At 45.8% G+C, this 16,971-nt stretch carries 16 protein-coding genes; 5 read left to right on the top strand and 11 right to left on the bottom strand.

Annotated features, from left to right (window positions below; all coding sequences use genetic code 11):
* Positions 1–14: 14 nt before the first annotated feature.
* Positions 15–713: a DUF5606 family protein gene (locus JUB15_RS04930; protein WP_207511220.1), complete on the bottom strand. Its 699-nt coding sequence runs from the start codon at positions 711–713 to the stop codon at positions 15–17.
* Between the two features lie 289 nt (positions 714–1,002).
* Here JUB15_RS04930 and JUB15_RS04925 point away from each other — a divergent pair, with 289 nt between their 5' ends.
* Positions 1,003–1,410 (top strand): hypothetical protein, encoded by a 408-nt coding sequence (locus JUB15_RS04925; protein WP_207511219.1) that lies wholly within the window; start codon positions 1,003–1,005, stop codon positions 1,408–1,410.
* A 220-nt stretch (positions 1,411–1,630) separates the two neighbouring features.
* Here JUB15_RS04925 and JUB15_RS04920 read toward each other — a convergent pair whose 3' ends face one another.
* Positions 1,631–2,386 (bottom strand): LytR/AlgR family response regulator transcription factor, encoded by a 756-nt coding sequence (locus JUB15_RS04920; RefSeq protein WP_207511218.1) that lies wholly within the window; start codon positions 2,384–2,386, stop codon positions 1,631–1,633.
* A 39-nt stretch (positions 2,387–2,425) separates the two neighbouring features.
* Positions 2,426–3,373 (bottom strand): sensor histidine kinase, encoded by a 948-nt coding sequence (locus JUB15_RS04915; RefSeq protein WP_207511217.1) that lies wholly within the window; start codon positions 3,371–3,373, stop codon positions 2,426–2,428.
* Positions 3,374–3,661: 288 nt separating this feature from the next.
* Here JUB15_RS04915 and JUB15_RS04910 point away from each other — a divergent pair, with 288 nt between their 5' ends.
* From JUB15_RS04910 to JUB15_RS04900, 3 genes are read left to right on the top strand one after another with little or no spacing between them, the layout of a single operon-like run.
* Positions 3,662–4,096, top strand: a complete 435-nt coding sequence (locus JUB15_RS04910) for a DUF1761 domain-containing protein (RefSeq protein WP_207511216.1) — start codon at positions 3,662–3,664, stop codon at positions 4,094–4,096.
* 12 nt (positions 4,097–4,108) lie between these two features.
* Positions 4,109–4,462, top strand: a complete 354-nt coding sequence (locus JUB15_RS04905; RefSeq protein ID WP_207512042.1) for a VOC family protein — start codon at positions 4,109–4,111, stop codon at positions 4,460–4,462.
* A 35-nt stretch (positions 4,463–4,497) separates the two neighbouring features.
* Positions 4,498–4,998, top strand: a complete 501-nt coding sequence (locus JUB15_RS04900) for an SRPBCC family protein (protein ID WP_207511215.1) — start codon at positions 4,498–4,500, stop codon at positions 4,996–4,998.
* A gap of 88 nt (positions 4,999–5,086) precedes the next feature.
* Here the strand turns inward: JUB15_RS04900 and JUB15_RS04895 are convergent, their stop codons facing one another.
* The 6 genes from JUB15_RS04895 to JUB15_RS04870 form a co-directional block, all read right to left on the bottom strand.
* Positions 5,087–5,659 carry a DUF1579 domain-containing protein gene (locus tag JUB15_RS04895; RefSeq protein ID WP_207511214.1) on the bottom strand — a complete coding sequence of 191 codons (573 nt, stop codon included), beginning with the start codon at positions 5,657–5,659 and terminating at the stop codon, positions 5,087–5,089.
* A gap of 325 nt (positions 5,660–5,984) precedes the next feature.
* Complete coding sequence (locus JUB15_RS04890; RefSeq protein WP_207511213.1) at positions 5,985–7,076, bottom strand: amidohydrolase family protein; 1,092 nt, start codon at positions 7,074–7,076, stop codon at positions 5,985–5,987.
* 299 nt (positions 7,077–7,375) lie between these two features.
* A complete protein-coding gene (locus tag JUB15_RS04885; protein WP_207511212.1) occupies positions 7,376–8,329 on the bottom strand; it encodes a 1-phosphofructokinase family hexose kinase in 954 nt (317 codons plus the stop codon).
* A gap of 17 nt (positions 8,330–8,346) precedes the next feature.
* Positions 8,347–8,997, bottom strand: coding sequence for a DsbA family protein (locus JUB15_RS04880; RefSeq protein WP_207511211.1), 651 nt, complete (start codon positions 8,995–8,997; stop codon positions 8,347–8,349).
* Positions 8,998–9,104: 107 nt separating this feature from the next.
* Positions 9,105–9,617 carry a hypothetical protein gene (locus JUB15_RS04875; RefSeq protein WP_207511210.1) on the bottom strand — a complete coding sequence of 171 codons (513 nt, stop codon included), beginning with the start codon at positions 9,615–9,617 and terminating at the stop codon, positions 9,105–9,107.
* Positions 9,618–9,858: 241 nt separating this feature from the next.
* A complete protein-coding gene (locus JUB15_RS04870) occupies positions 9,859–12,426 on the bottom strand; it encodes a hypothetical protein (RefSeq protein ID WP_207511209.1) in 2,568 nt (855 codons plus the stop codon).
* Positions 12,427–12,657: 231 nt separating this feature from the next.
* Here JUB15_RS04870 and tmk point away from each other — a divergent pair, with 231 nt between their 5' ends.
* The gene (gene tmk / locus JUB15_RS04865; protein ID WP_207511208.1) at positions 12,658–13,308 is read left to right on the top strand and encodes a dTMP kinase; all 651 of its coding nucleotides are present in this window, start codon (positions 12,658–12,660) and stop codon (positions 13,306–13,308) included.
* A 1-nt stretch (position 13,309) separates the two neighbouring features.
* Here tmk and def read toward each other — a convergent pair whose 3' ends face one another.
* Complete coding sequence (def, locus tag JUB15_RS04860; RefSeq protein ID WP_207511207.1) at positions 13,310–13,894, bottom strand: peptide deformylase; 585 nt, start codon at positions 13,892–13,894, stop codon at positions 13,310–13,312.
* A 73-nt stretch (positions 13,895–13,967) separates the two neighbouring features.
* Positions 13,968–16,829 carry a DNA polymerase I gene (polA, locus tag JUB15_RS04855; protein ID WP_207511206.1) on the bottom strand — a complete coding sequence of 954 codons (2,862 nt, stop codon included), beginning with the start codon at positions 16,827–16,829 and terminating at the stop codon, positions 13,968–13,970.
* Positions 16,830–16,971: the final 142 nt, after the last annotated feature.

Genomic DNA, 16,971 nt, shown 5'->3' with positions numbered 1-16,971 from the left:
TAAAGTTTGCTAAATTACTTCTTGGCGTCTTTTTTAGGAGCCGCTTTCTTTTTAGCAGGAGCTTCATCAGTAGCATCACCCTCTTCTTTTTTGGCTTTAGGGGCCGCTTTTTTCTTGGGAGCTGCTTCTTTCTTTTCTTCACCATTGGCATCACCCTCTTCTTTTTTGGCTTTGGAAGCCGCTTTTTTCTTGGGGGCTGCTTCTTTCTTTTCTTCGTCGTCTGCTACTTCTTTTTCCTTTTTAGCCGCCTTTGGCTTTGCTTCTTTTTCGCCAGCTGCTTTTTCTTCTACAGCAACTGCTTCTTCAACCGGTTCTTCTTCAGGCGCTGCTTCTCTTAATTTGATCTCGATATTGTTCGATTTCAGTACGCCGAACCATTTTACCATCTTCTTCATATCGCTGGAATATACGCGGTCGAAGTCGAGGTCGGGGTATACTTTCTCAAAATATTTTTTTACAGCTTCGTTATCTTTTTCATCAGGTGTTTTTTCGCCGCTCTGGTCCATGGCAGTAAAAATATCCACCAGGTTCACATTGTCCCGAACTGTATATACTTCAATGCTTTCGAGATGAGAAAAATTATGTATCCTGCTCGAAACAAATCTTGTGCTTTTGTCATCCAGTGACCGTACAATAGCGCCATCTGATTTACTGCTCACCAATTCATATAATCCTGGTAAACCCGTTACAGCAACAATTTTAGCGTATTCCATATCAATACAAATTTTTTAAGGAGTTGCAAGATAATCTGAATTTGGCAAACGGTGTTCCAAAATAGTTTGAAAGATAAGGAGTAGGCTGGCCGGTCCGGGGTTTGCGGCTTTAGCCAGTGCATTTTAGCAGCTCACCGGCCCTGTAAGGCCTCAGAGGGGCGATTTGGGCATCCTGTTTTGTTTTTGGGCTTTTTTTGACTTTCACACAATAATTTTTTCACCCGCGCAGGTTTTTAACCGAAGCGGCATCCAATCAAATACATACTTACATTAAACTAAATCTCATAGCATGAAAAAAGCGATCTTATTGCTGGCGATTGCCATAACCGGGGTTATAGCCGTACATGCCCAGGGCGGCGGCGGTTTTCGCCGTACTCCGGAAGAAAGATTAAAAATGGTCAAGGAAAAACTGACCGACCTTAAACTGAATAGTGACCAGACCACTAAAAGTGACAGTGCTTTTATAGAATATTTCAGAGCCCAAAATAAATTATTTGAAGAAATGCGGGCCGGCGGCGGCGCTCCTGACCGCGAAGCTATCCGGGAAAAGATGATGAAACTGGCCGGTGAACGCGATGAAAAGCTGAAAAAGATCTTTACCGAAGACCAGTTCAAGAAGTGGAAAGATGAAATTGAACCCACAACCCGTCCGCAACGCGGCGGTGGCGGCAACCGCGGTGGCGGCGGCAACAATTAATGGCTTTTATGCACACGTTATAGGATGTACCCCGGTAGTTTATATTATCGGGGTTTTTTATTGAAGGCTGAAGGCTGAAGGCTGAAGGCAAAGAAATGCCGCGGCGCAAGATCGTTTATTAATTGAAATTTCGCCAGCCATTACGATCATGCAGATCAACCTAAAAACCATAAACCATGCAGTGAGAACTGTAAACTATGAACTTTAAACTATATACTGTTTACTGTCCCATCCATTGCTTAAAGGCGGCGGCATTTTCCTGACTGATGATGATGTCTTCGGTAACCAGCGGCGTTACCTCGAGCAACAGCTTGCTTTTCGGGTAGGTTTTGATGCGTTTGATAGCGCTCATATTTACCAGGTATTTGCGGTTGACCCGGTAAAAGACCGCCGGGTCGACCTGGGTCTCAATATCGGCGAGCGACTGGTCCATGATAAATTTCTGGCCTGCGCTATCAACCATACACACCAGTTTATGGGTGGCATAAAAGTAGGCTATCTCCTCTGTTTTAATACTAATGTAATCGGTGCCCCTTTTTACGAGGAACCGCTTTTTGTAACCGCCTTGCGGCTGGGGCTGCTGCCAGTTCACCAGCGCCTGGTAGTTGTTAGTGAAATGCTGTTTCAGCTTCTGGTATTTACTGAGGGCGGCTTCCAGTTTTTCGGGTTTTACCGGTTTCAGCAGATAATCTATGCTGTTATATTCAAATGCTTCCTGCCAGTATTCGTCATAGGCGGTGATGAAAATCACCGGGCACTCAATATTTATTTGTTCAAATAATTTGAACGAGAGGCCATCGCTGAGCTCAATATCCATAAAGATCAGCTCGGGGGTAGCATGTTGCTGCAACCACTCCATGGCTTCTTTAATACTGCTCAATACGGCTTCAACATATACAGGTTGATTGCTTACAGCAAGTAATGAAAGTAATTTTTCTGCTGCCGGCTTTTCGTCTTCTATAATTACACACTTCATCTCGTAATAATTATTTGGTTTTGCCACGGACGTTTTATATCAGGCAATTTTTAATACCGGTAAAGAAACCATGAAATCACTCCCTGATTCCATCACACTGATCTCTTTACTGGTAGTTAATTTATAGCGTTCGCCCAGGTTATGTAACCCGATCCGCGAAGATGCTTTCCGTAATATCTTTTTGCGCACCTGGTTGTGGATGATCAATTCATCGTTTTGCATGTCAATAGTAATTACCAACGGGATAGCATCTGAAAATTCATTGTGTTTAATGGCGTTTTCTACCAGGATCTGCAATGAAATTGGCGGGATAAGGTATTGTTCAAACAAAGCCGCATCGATATTGACCTGTAATTGCACAGCCTGTTCAAACCTGATCTTCAGCAAAGAAAAATAATCGTTTAAAAATAGCATTTCTTCATGAAGCAAGACCAGCTCGCGGGCTTTGTTTTGAAGAATGTACCGGTAAACATCTGCCAGGTTATCATTGAACTGCCTGGCTTTTGCCGGGTCTTTTTCAATGAGGTGCGACAAGGTGTTGAGCGAATTAAAAATAAAATGCGGGTCTATCTGGTTTTTGAGCGCTTCGAGGGCCGCTTCTGCCCGGGCCCTTTCCAATTGTTCCTTTTTTAATTTCTCGGTTTCTGCTTCCCGCACCAGAAACACCGTTTCGTAAATATGCGTGATGAACAACACGCATATCATGATGATAAGTGTTGTGGTGGTGATGGTATTCCAGTTTACTTTTCCTTCATTGAATATTTCATACCAGATCACCAGCAGCAATGCACTTATAGGAATTGTATAGAACGATACCGCCAGTACGAGCACCGTTATCTTGCGGATTGGTTTGTTGAACCAGTCGAAATAACTGCGTAATGTAAACAGTAGAAAACGGTTTCCTTCCCAGATAATAAAAGCAATTCCTATGGTAAAAAGGATACTGAGTTTGACTTTCCACGGCGAGAATTCCTGTTCGTTGATCATGCCCGTAAGCAGGGGAATAACTACACCAAAGGCCGGGATAAGAATTACCCTGAAACCGATATCATTTAACCGGTCGGAGCCTGTTATTTTTTTGATCGGCTTATTAGTACTATTGATCGCCTGCTTTTCCAGCCTGATTCCATTTTAGTTGCGGGCGTAAAAATTAGCAAATAGATTTGAAATAACCTTAAAAACCTGTTAGGGCTAAATTTCAATCAGCCATGAAAAATTGTGTTCAATAAGCAATCCCTGTTCAGCCCTAACGGTTTTTACAAAAATTATATGCTTATGATCATGCCTGTAATTAACTGGTGGGCTGTTTTAGTTGCCGGGATATCTTCATTTGTGGTTGGCGGCATCTGGTATTCACCGGGTCTGTTTGGCAAGGCCTGGATGAAGGATAATAATTTTACTGAAGAAGAAATAAGAAAGGGTGGCAATAAAGGAAAGATCTTTGGCTTTACGCTCATCTTCTCTTTATTGATGGCGGTTAACCTGGCCATGTTCCTGGCTACACCAGCCGATTGTCCGCCCCATTGTGCTGCCAAAGCCAATGTTGCCTGGGGCGCCACCGCCGGGTTCCTCGCCGGGATCTGGACCTTCTGCGCCATTGCGATTCACAGCCTGTTTGAACTGAAGCCCTGGCGATTGATTTTTATTAATGGTTTTTATAGTGTTGTTGCCCTGGTATTAATGGGCGCTATTATTGGAGCCTGGCGGTAGTAAGAAGGGAATATTGATCTTAACCGAGCACAACGGTTTTATGAAACCATTTTTGGGGTTCAGCTAAATGCCATTGATCTGCCCAACATAAAAATGCGCGTGTTTCCCGTCGATGATCAGGTGAATGGTGTTACCGGCGCCCTGGCAGATACGGGTGGTACATTTCACAAACCTTCAGGTACCGACGGGCCGCTGTTATATTTGAATGCAAATCCCGATGTTCAGCGGGTGTTAAACAAAGTTGAAGCGGCTGGCGGAAAAGTGATTGTTCCTAAAACAGAGATCGCACCTGAATATGGACATATGGCCGTGTTTATCGACAGCGAGGGAAACCGGATAGGCCTTCATTCCGTACCGGGTGTGTAATACCTGTGAAACTGTAATATCAAAAATTAAATTATATGTCAACAATTGACTGGAGTCGTTTTGTAGTTCGTATTAATGTAAGCGCACCGGTGGAAACTTTATACCGGGCGTGGACAACCCGTAATGGGATGGAAAGCTGGTTTGTTCGCCTGAGTGAGTACCGGAATAAAAACGGGGAAGAAAAAGACAAAGACGAACAGGTAGTGGTGGGCGATACTTATAAGTGGCTATGGCATGGTTATCCGGATACATCGTTGGAAAAAGGAGAGATCCTGGAGGCAAACCATAAAGACCTGTTCAAATTCAGTTTTGGCAAGGCGGGCATTTGCACTGTTCAGATCAAAGTTGAAGACGGAGAGCATATAGTGGAACTGGTGCAGGAACAAGTACCTACCGACGAAACCGGAAAGCAAAATTTTCATGTGGGTTGTAAAACCGGCTGGACCTTTTACCTGGCCAACCTTAAATCGATCGTGGAAGGTGGCATTGATCTAAGGAACAAGAACCTGCACTTAAAGGAGATGCTGAACAGTTGATGTACGGATCAAGAACTATGTCAATAAAAAAGCGTCCCGCCCGGTTTAATATGGGCGGGACGCATTGATGAACACGATCTTCAATAAGTTATTTGGTCCTGGTAAAGGTGATCTCCATGGTCTTGAACTCCTGGCCTTCGTGCGTCATATACATTTCCATTTTTTGCGTATTGTCGTTCACTACCGTAAATGTTTGTTTAACATCCATTTCCTTGCCGGTCATGGGATCGGTTGTTTTACCTTTCATGGTGGCTGATTTGGAAGCTTCATCCCACGTGCCTTCCATATACATGATACCGGTTCCCATATTGTCTATCCAGGTGCTGATAAGTATTTTACGGGCATTGTCCCAAGCCAGGGTTCCCTGACCCTCAAATGGTTGTCCCATCATATTACCGGTATGGGTGCTTTGTTGATAACGGCCACCCATCACCATTTTATTTACACAGGTTGCGGTACTTTTGGTGGGTGCTGCGCCAGGCTGCATCCAGAAGGTAACATCCTCTTTCCATTTTCCATCCCATTTGGCCATCATTTTATGTACTTCGCCAGGCGTCATGTAATCGGCCCAGGCTTTCTGTTGATCTTGTGCTTGGGCACTGGCTGTGAAACTGTTGATGACAAACAGTACGGCAGTAGCCGTGACGGCAAGTTTTTTCATAACTGTTAGTTTTTATAAAATTACATTATCAAAAAAAGCGCCAATGTAAAAACTGATCAATATCAACTAATAGCAGGATGAAGCGGGATTGCAACCGGACGAAAAGCCGCTACAGTCAATACCCCTTCAATAAAGTATTTGAAACACTGGATATGAGAAGAAACAATGCCTGTTGCAGGGCTAACGGACATGAATGTGTTATTTGCACGACAACCAGTAATCGAAGAAATTGACGGTTTCTGATTTCGAGATATATGATTTGCTCAGGGTGAAACCTTTTTATAAATCTCGAAATCTCAAAATCTCGAAATCAGAAATTTAGATTTTAGTCCGTGGGGAACTGCGACTTATCAATATTCGGAATAATGCGCAGGGCGTTCTTGTAATATATTTTTTTCAGGATGGCATCAGGAAGTCCCATGCCGTACATCGCCCAGAACGCATGGTATTTTTTATGATAAGGGAAATATTCATCTTCCGTTTCCAGCACCCTGAAATAGGTGGCGTATTCTTCCGGCACCCAGCTGTCCTTTCCAAATAAAATGCGATCCTGGTATTTCTCAAAGAACTGCCGCGCCATCCGGGGCTGGCGGCCCAACTCTGCAATCACGGCGCCAAATTCTACCACCACATTCGGCATTTCATCTAACAAATTTCCCAGCTTTGGCAGATTATTCGGATACCAGCCAAAATGGGCCGCGATGAAGGTGGTGCGGAGATGTTTTCTGAACATGCGGTGTTGTTCTTCGATCAAAACCTCCCAGGGCGCAGGATCGTTATCACTTCTTTTGCGGCCGGGATGCGAAGCGATCTCCAGCCAGCGTTCGTTGTGCTCGTCTTCCGGATCCCAAAAAGGTTTGGGGTCGGCCGTATGGATCAGTACCGGAATTTTTAATTCACCGCATTTCGCCCAGATGGGATCGAGCCGTGGGTCATCGACTGTTACTCTTTTGCCGGTATTGTCTTTTACAGAAAGTCCCAGGTTTTTAAATACTTTCAATCCGTTGGCTCCATACTTTACATCTTCTTCCAGTTGCTTTACTGCTTTTTCAGTCCAGCCGGGTTCACCGATGCCACTAAAATTAACATTGGCAAAAACAATAAATCGTTTGGGACTGGCAGCGCGGATATTGTCGATCTTACTTTGCAGTCTGTTGCCGTTATCGCCGCTGAGGTTCACCATTACCGCCATATTCAGTTTATCCATTTCTTTTTCCAGGCTTTTGAGATCGCCTGCCGACATACTGCGCTGGTGATTGTGCACATCTATAAACGGAAAACGGGCACGGGTCACTTTATGCTCCGGTACTACCAGTGTGGAGGTGGGAGAATATTTTTCAAAATCCATATGCGCGGTTTGCGCGCTGGCTGTGTACAGGCTCAATAAGGCACCGGCAAGGATAAACTGCTTCTTCATGCATGGAATTTTTACCAAATTAGGGGCATTTGGCAAAAATGAAAAACCGATGGTAAAAAACAGTTCACAGTTTAAAGTTCAAAGTTTAAAGTTCACAGTTCACTGCTTTATTTCTTAAGTGAATGAGTTCTCATCTTCGTCAATCATGAATCGACAATCGACAATCGTCAATGGGCTCAAGATGGTTCAAGTTAATAGCGAATTTCGGCCGGCTCCATTGCACCGCTACCCTGCGCCTGAGACGGGCGAGGACCGCCCACTACCAAATGCGATAGCCCGGTGCGAACTCCACTGCCCCTTCAATCAAGCTTCATTTTATACTTATCGGCATATTTATTGATCCAGTCGTACAGGCGGTACACATCCTGCTTCTTAAACAATTGCGTGCCGGGATTCATGGTAGCTGCCGTTCCGCAGGCCACGCCAAAGCGCACCATTTCAGACAATGAACTTCCCTGTTCCAGCATCCATAACATGCCGGCCACCATACTATCGCCGGCGCCCACGGTGCTTTGTTTTTGCACGGTAGGGGTTGGAACATGTTCACAGCCGTCGCGGGTAACCATCAGGGCGCCGGAGGGTCCCAGCGAAACCACCATTACCTCGCAACGGCCTTCTTTGATCACTTCCATGGCCGCATCATCCACTTCATTTACATCCAGATGCTCTTTACCTACCAGCGCACAAAGCTCTCCCAGATTGGGTTTTAACAGGAACACGCCTTCTTTGGCCGCCAGTTGCAATGGCTTGCCCGAAGTATCGATAATGTATCTCGCGTTCAGTTTTCTGACCACTTTGGCCAGCTGGCCGAAAAAGTTTTCGGGTAAACCGGGCGGCAGGCTGCCGCTGGCAACGATACAGGTTGGCCTGGGCTGCAATTGCTGCAGCAGTTCAAAGCAGGCCTGGGCTTCTTCTTCCGAAAGCGAAGCGCCGGGCATTACAAAACGGTATTGAGAATTAGTACTGGTTTCCCGAACTACAATATTCTCACGGGTCTCCTGTTTCACGGGAATGCCTTTAAAACTGATCTGCCGTTCACTAAGATAGTTCTCGATCAGTTTCCCATTGATTCCACCGGAAGGAAATACAGCCAGAGACTCTCCGCCCAGTTCTTTAATAGCTTTACTGATGTTAATGCCGCCACCACCCGCTTCTGTAATGAGCTCACCACAACGCATTTTTTTCTCCGGCACCAGCTTGTCTACAACGGTGCTTTTATCAACTGCCGGGTTCATTGTTATTGTAACGATCATTATGAATGATTTTATAATTAAGCCTGTGATCCCTGCAATGCATTCAGGATCCGTTCACGCAATAGCTCATAAGTTGTATAACCCGATGACAGCATCATGAACTTCGATTCATTTACCTGCAATAATACTGCCGGGTAACCGGTTATCTGCAGTCGGCGGCACACACTGAACTCATGATACGCTTTTTCCTTATAGGAAGGATCGTTCAGCAGGGTATAAAATTCATCGGCCGGAATGGTATATTTCTCCAGTAAATGCCGGTATGCTTCGTTATCACACAGATCGCGGCCTTCGTACTGTAAGGCATATTGCAGGTCTGCAGCGAATGCCACCTGCCTGTCAGGGTGATAGTCTTTAAATATACATAAGGCAATAGCCGGTTTTTCGGAGTTGGGGAACCAATCGCTCAGCTCAGGATTTTTAATATGCCATAGAAAGTCTTCGCCGAATGCGGCTCCTGTATGCGCTGAAACTGTTGCACAATTATTTACAAAGTAATCGGCCATCACACTTATTGGTTTCGGTGATTCGGGCAGGATCATACCACCTGAAAGCACTTCGAATTGTGCTTTGTCGGTAAAGTCCTTGGCAATTTGTTCCATAACCGGACTGAATCCGTAACACCAGTTGCAGTAAGCGTCATAACAATATACGATCACAGGCTTCATAATACTGTGAAATTACAGCATCCTTTTAATATCAAATTAAAAACGGCTATCTATGTACATCACAGATAGCCGTTTACGATAGTGATCGAATTATAATTTTCCGCCGGTTATTTTTTCCGCTTGCGGTAGATCATGATCGCTTCTTCCGTTGTATTCTTGCCGGTTCTAACCAGTCCTTTCAGCGTAAGATTATTTTCGTCGACACCGATCACCACAAATACTTTTGCATCATTGCCGGTTGGTTCATTTAACTTAAGTAAAGTTGGTCTTCTTTCATCCACCACTCTTTTTCCTAATTCATACTTCACTTCTTTAACCAGTTCTTCTTTCAGGTTCCACCTGTATTGTTTTATTTCATTGGTGCAGCCGGATCTGTTACAACCATAATAGGTTTTCGCGTTATAGTCGGGAAGCAGTTCTAACTGCTGATCTTTTCTGCATTCGTCAAATTCCCAGAAGGCGTCTGAAGATCGATATCCATCTTTATTGAGATCAACGGGTCTTTTGAACTTAACAGATTGCAGGATCCACACACCGGTAAATTGTGAAGTGTCGTATTGTGCGTACAGGGTGGCAATAAATAAAAAGCAAATGATGCAGGACGCTAAAATTCGTTTCATAGTATAAGATTAAGGGTATAATTACAGAAACGAGTTTCTGTAAAAAAGAACGCCGAAAGATCAAAAATATTTCTGTAAAACTGAAATGTTTACATAAAAATCCTGCAGCAATCATTTAAAAATCAATGCTTCCAAAAAAATCTTTGGTGTTGCGCCATTCAGGCGGAATGTTGGCAACACAAAAAAATCCCCCCGGTTTGTACCGGGAGGATTATCAATCAGCTATACAAGTTTGTGGTAGTTATCCTCTTCTTATGCGGGATGGCATGCCGTTGGAAGAACCACCGCCTCCGCCGTTGTTACCACCCATATATGGCCTTGAACCTCCGCCGCCATTGCCGCCACCGTTATTCATACGCGGCGTAGAAATGTTCCCTTGCGACATACCTGGCCGGCTTCCGGGTTCAAAACCCCGGTTACCTCCAAAGTTACCCCTGTTGCCGGAAGATGGTTCATAACTGCGCGCTTGTGGGCGATTAATATTTGGTTCAAAACTTCTCGGCTGACGGTTTTGTGGTTGTATGATGCGGCTTTCGCGAGGCATGTCATTATAGTCATCCCTGTTTCTGTTACCATAGGACTGCGCACCAAATCTTTCTCGGTTTTGCTCGCGAGGACTGAGCCTGTTGTCATTGTCGGGCCGGTTCCAGGTGCGGTTATCATTGTCTGACTGTTCCCAGTTCCTGATGACAGTTCTGTTTTCAGGATTTGTGAATCTTTCGCGGTTCTGCTCCTGCACACTGGTCCTGTTGTTATTGTCGGGCCGGTTCCAGGTTCTGTTATCATTTTCCCAGTTCCTGATGACGGTCCTGTTTTCGTCGCGGTTAAAACGATCGCGGTCGAATGAGCCGTTCCGTGGACTTACGCTTCTTCCTTCTGCATCAAAGCGTTGACCTCTGTCTCCGCCCCGATAGTCACTGCTGATGCGTCTGTTGTTTGCAAAATTAGAGCGGCTGCCATCATAACGTCCACCTCTGTAAGGATCATAGCTGCGCGTAACGTTCCTGGTTACAATGCCGCTTCTGTTACGGTATATATTGTTGTTAACATAATAGTTATTTACAACAGTTACATTATTGTATTGGCGATACGAGCGGTAGCTGTTGTAGCCATAGTATCCGCCGCGGTAGTAATAGGACGGCCCGTAGTAGCAGGGGCGGTAAACCCGTGGTCCCCACCAGCCGCCATGGCCCCAATAGCCCCAGGGATTTCCGAAACCGATACTAACGTTGAACCAGTCGTAACCAAATCCTACACCGAAGCCCCAGCCAAACCAGGGATTGTACCGGATGCCAAAGCCCCAGGTATAGGGACGGGGATAATAGTAATGACCAAACCAGGGCCGGTAGTAATAACCGGTTCCATATACAACGGTAGGCCCATATACATACGCATTCAGATAACCGGGCGTATAACCCATGTACACGTAGTCAGGCGTTACATCGTAGATGTAAACATATTTCATGTAGTACACCGGGTAGCGGGGTGGAATAAGAGCCACTGCATAAGGACGGTTTACACACACCGACCAGGGCCCTACTGCATTGTATGATTCGAACCAGATACCATTATCAACACAATAGTACCTGCCCCGCCAGCGGATGACCGATACCGGTGAGTTGGTGGCATAATACATGTCGGTTCCTTCGATCGCTTCCCAGGCAGGATCCCCATCGTAATCCACATCGGCACGTACCTTACTGCGTTCAACTTTAGCTGTCTGTGGAACCTGTGCATCGGCAATGGCATCATTCGCTTCTTCGGTTCCTGCTACACTGGCCAGCACATTGTCCTTAGGCGATCCTTTGGGGATCTCCGCAAAGTCGGCCGGCAGTTGATCTGCCGCCACGTATTCCCAGTTACCACTCAGGGTTTTTGAACGGTACCAGCGGCCTGACAGCAGCACATAATATTGTTGTGTATTGATGTCCATGAAAATGTCGTTCTCAGAATTGGACACATACAGCAACCCGGTGCCCTGTACCGGCGCAAAATTCGCTTCCCCTTTCGACTGGATGAGTTCTGCCGGTTCAGTGGTCACTACAATATTGTAAATGGTATTGGCGTCGGTCTCTTTTCCCTGAGCGGGATTTTTCTTATCGGCTTCCTTAATGGCAGACTCTATTTTTTGCAGGTTGGAAGGTATGTCGGTGATCAGTTTAAAAGGTCCCGTAGCGGCAGGCGCTGTGTACCAGTGTTTTCCCCCGTACAGGTAAAAGCGGTCGTCGCGGTTCTTTACCAGAACGAAAGGGGTATTCACCACTGCTTCAACACCCCATTCTTTATTTGATTGCAGCTTTGGGGTGCCATCGATGGAAACCAGGATGGATGGTACATTGGTATAAATGACTTTGGGTGGCGTGTTGCGGATCTGACTGGCCAGGGCGGTCTGCTGTTTGTTCAGATCGATCGACTGTTGCAATTCATTTAAAGGAAAAGAAATGTTCCAGGCGGAGACTTTTTCCTCCAGGGTGCTGGCTATTCCTTCCAGTTTATCGTCATTAGTTTCGCCAGGGAGTTTGATATTCGTGATGTAGATGGATTGAACCTGTACCTGTGAACCCTCGGTGACCGTGGTGGCTTTCAACCAGGCTACGCCAAAGACCGGCTCCGATTTGCCACTTTCCAGTACCGAGATGGCAGCATGCGCTTTTAAGGAGTTATCAGCGAAGGAATCAGGTTGCCATTGATACAGTTTAATGATGGCTCCTTCTGCAGTGGTTGCTGTTTTAGGCCAGTTCTCCTGGGCCATCACCAGGTGTGTAAGCATACTACCCAGCAATACCGCCACCAGTGTAAAGATCTTCATATAGGGAAGTTTATTGTTTTAGAAAAGTTCATAACGCCGGAAATCTTCCATTAAGTTACTACCATTAGACGGCAGTTTTTAGTAAGGTTTGGTAAATATCTCCACTTTGACAAAATATTAGACAAAACAACTGTTAAAGGCCCCTTTTTTCATTGACAATTAATCAGTTTTTAACAAGGCGTTTATTCTATAACTGTCATATAACCTTTTACCTGTATTTTTGAGCGCGTTATGAAAAAGCGGAACAACCTGTTTATTGCCCTGGAAGGAATTGATGGTAGCGGAAAAAGCACCCAGACCAAACGATTGACAGAACAATTGGCCAGTCAGGGACATAAAGTGTACAGCACTTTTGAGCCTACCGACAATACCATTGGCAAATTGATCAGGGATATTCTGAAGGGCAATGCCAAAGCCGATCACCGCGTCATTGCCGGTTTATTCGTTGCAGACCGGTTAGATCATTTGTTGAACGAAACCTATGGTATTGTAAAAAAACTCGAAGAGGGCTACACGGTGATCTGCGACCGGTACTGTTTTTCTTCTTACGCCTACCAGGGTGCGCATATGAACATGGATTGGGTGATCCAGGCCAATGCCATGAGCGCTGAGATCCTGCGGCCCGATGTCAATATCTTCATTGATGTTTCTCCTGAAATAAGTATGCAACGCCTGCACAGCAACCGGGATAATATCGAACTGTTCGAAACCCTGGAGAACCTGCAACTGGTGCGTGCCAAGTATCTGGAGGCGTTTGACAAGTTGAGACCGGTCGAGCATATTTTTACAGTTGACGGTAACCGCACGCCTGACCTCATTGCCCGCGATATCTGGAATAAAGTGGCATCGATGCTGCAACCATTACCTCAGCAGAACCAGTAACTCATTTTGCAAACTTCATCGGGTACTTTGCTTTGATCTGTCCTTTGGCGATCTTCTCGAGCTTTCCCTGTAATAATTTACGGGTGAGCGGTTTCAGGTAGTCAAGGTAGAGGACGCCTTCGGTATGGTCATATTCATGTTGTATCATGCGGGCTGTAACGCCATAAAACGTCTTTTTTTGCGGTTCAAACGCACGGTTCACATATTCTATCGTAATGCTCCACGGCCGGTTTACGCGCCCCGACAGCGCCGGTATACTCAGGCAACCTTCTTCATCGATCCAGGTCTCTTCTGATTCTTCAACGATGGCAGCGTTTATAAATGTTTCTACAATACCGGTATCTTCCGGGTGAAAATAATCTTCCCTTTCTCCGTCCTCCATTTTATCATAAGTTGTTTTGCTGTCCACCAGGAACAAACGAACGGGTACATTTACCTGCGGGGCCGCCAGTCCGCAACCATTGGCGCCGTACATTGTTTCCCACATATTGTCAATCAGTTTTTGAAGTTCAGGGTAACCGGCTTCAATGTCCTGGCATTTTTCTCTCAGTACGGAGTGGCCATAAGATAAGATAGGTAGTTGCATATATGTATCTTTTTTGGTAAGTGTGCCATCCGCCAGCCGGCGGATGGCACACTTAAATGGCAGACTTACGGATTTAGTGCGCTTCGAGCCAGTTGATGCCTGATCCTACTTCTGCTTCAACAGGCACTTCGTTTGGTAACGGCAGCGCCCGGCGCATGCAATCGAGTATAATGGGTTTGATGGTCTCCACTTCTTCTTTCACGGCATCAAAAACCAACTCGTCATGCACCTGTAAGATCATTCTGGATTCAAACTTATGCTTGCGGAATTCATGATAGATGCTCACCATGGCCAGTTTGATCATATCTGCCGCCGTTCCCTGGATCGGTGAATTGATGGCATTTCGCTCGGCGAATCCGCGTACGGTAAAGTTGGAAGAGTTGATGTCGCGCAGCCAGCGTTTGCGTCCCATGATCGTTTGCACAAAACCATTTTCGCGGGCGAAGTTGATGGTATCATCCATGTACTTCTGAATGCCGAAGAACTGCTTTTTATAATTGTCGATGATCTCCTTGGCTTCCGTCCGGCTGATGCCGAGGTTATCGGCCAGGCCAAACGCACCCTGTCCGTAAATAATCCCAAAGTTCACGCTCTTGGCTTTGTAGCGTTGCTCTTTCGTCACGGCTGATTCTTCTACTCCATATACTTTGGCGGCCGTGGCGGTATGAATATCCACTCCCTTTTTAAAGGCTTCACACATGGCGGGATCACCGCTGATGGCGGCCACAATACGTAATTCAATTTGTGAATAGTCGGCAGAGATCAACACGCGGTTAGTATCGCGGGGAATAAATGCTTTCCGGATCTCACGGCCCCGTTCTGTACGAATAGGGATGTTTTGCAGATTGGGATTGTTACTTGCCAACCTACCCGTAACGGCAACTGACTGTGCATAGGACGTATGCACGCGGCCGGTCTTGCGATTGATCAGTTCGGGTAAGCTGTCTACGTATGTCGATTTAAGTTTGGTCAATTCACGGAACACCAGGATATCTTCCACGATCTTGTTCTGGTGCGCCAGTTTCATCAACACATCTTCGCCCGTAGCATACTGGCCTGTTTTGGTTTTCTTTGCTTTCGGGTCCAGCTTCAGCTTTTCGAACAGTACTTCTCCTAACTGCCGGGGAGATGCGAGGTTGAACTTAATACCTGCCTGTTCATACACCCGGTCTTCAGCAAGGGCTGCTTCACGTTCCAGCTCTTTTGAGTATTCGCGCAGAAAATCCACATCAACTTTTACCCCCTCATATTCCATATCCATCAATACTTTCGCGAGGGGATTTTCTACTTCTTGAAATACTTTTTCTACTTCGCGGCTTTTTAATAAGGGCGTCAATACCTGCTTCAGCTGTAAAGTAATGTCGGCGTCTTCTGCGGCATAGTCGCTGATCTTGTCAATGGGTACCTCCCGCATGTTCAGCTGGTTCTTACCTTTTTTGCCAATGAGCTCTTCAATATGCACCGGTTCATAACCCAGGAAACGGGCGCTGAGCATATCCATACTCCGTTTGCCGTCGGGTTCAATCACGTAATGCGCGAGCATGGTATCAAAGGTTTCTCCCTGTAATTCATAACCATACCATTTCAATACAAGCATGTCGTATTTCAGGTTCTGGCCAATCCACAGTACATCTTTTCTATTGAAGACGGGTTCAAAATGCTTTAAGATCTTTTTGGTGGCTTCCTGATCAGCGGGGCAGGGAATATAATATGCTTCGCCCGGTTTGAAGGAAAAGCTCATGCCTACCAGCTCCACATCATTGGCATCCATGCCGGTTGTTTCCGTATCAAAACAGATCTCTTTTTCTTCGAGTAATTCTTTTACGAGGCTTTCAATGGCATCTACTTCCTGCAATGTACGGTATTGGTGCGGGGTATTACGAATGTTCTTTCCTGCCGGCATTATATCGCCATCCTCCGCGCGATCTTCATCCGCAGCCGCTGCTTCCTGTTTCTTTGTTCTGGTTTCTGCTTTACCTGTTTCCACAGCATTGCCAAACAGATCGGTTTGCACACCCTGGGGCTGGGCGCCCGGAACGATGGAGATTTCTTCGCCCAGAATACGTTTGGCGACCGTCTTGAACTCCAACTCAATAAAGATCTCTTTCAGCAGGTCCCGGTTCCATTCTTTTAACCGGAAATTTTCTTCATGAAATTCTATGGGTACATCGGTAATGATGGTGGCCAGTTTTTTAGATAGGATGGCGGCATTTTTGCCATTTCGAACTTTTTCGCCCAGGGCGCCTTTTATTTTGTCTGCATTCTCCAGCACATTTTCGAGGGTGCCATATTCATTCAACAGTTTCGCCGCTGTTTTTTCTCCCACGCCGGCTATCCCGGGAATATTGTCTACGGCATCGCCCATCAGGCCCAAAATGTCAACCACCTGGTGCACTTCTTTGATGTTCCATTTTTCACATACTTCTTTGGCGCCAAGGATCTCGGCATCACTGCCCTGGTAACCGGGTTTGTAGATCTTGATATTGCCATCCACCAGCTGACCATAGTCTTTATCGGGTGTTACCATGTATACCACATAACCGGCTGCTGCACCTTTTTTACTCAGGGTGCCAATAACATCATCGGCTTCATAGCCATCCACTTCGAGCACCGGAATGTTAAAACCGCGGATCAGTTTTTTAATATCGGGAATGGCGGCCAGGAGGTCTTCGGGAGCATCCTGCCGGTTGGCTTTATAATCGGTAAACTCCGTATGCCGTTCCGTAGGCGCCTGCGTATCAAAACAAACAGCCATATGCGTAGGCTTCTGGTTGTTGATGAGGTCGAGCAGGGTATTGATAAAACCAAATTGTGCGTTGGTGTTCTTCCCTTTTGAGGTTATGCGTGGGTTGCGGATAAGGGCATAATAGGCACGGAAAATAAGTGCCATGGCATCGAGCAAAAAGACTTTCTTATCAGTTGATTGATTCTCCATATGGGTTCCTCCAATTATTTTTCACGATGCCCGAAGTTAGGAACTATGATGCTAAAAAAATTGGTTAATTAGCCCATCGGCCCGATAGTTATACCGGTTATAATCCCGATGGCTAATTAACCTAATATTGGAGTCTTCCCAC

This window comes from Longitalea luteola (genome assembly GCF_017356035.1).
In the GTDB taxonomy this organism is placed as follows: domain Bacteria; phylum Bacteroidota; class Bacteroidia; order Chitinophagales; family Chitinophagaceae; genus Niastella; species Niastella luteola.
This window is presented reverse-complemented; position numbering and strand designations above follow the sequence as displayed.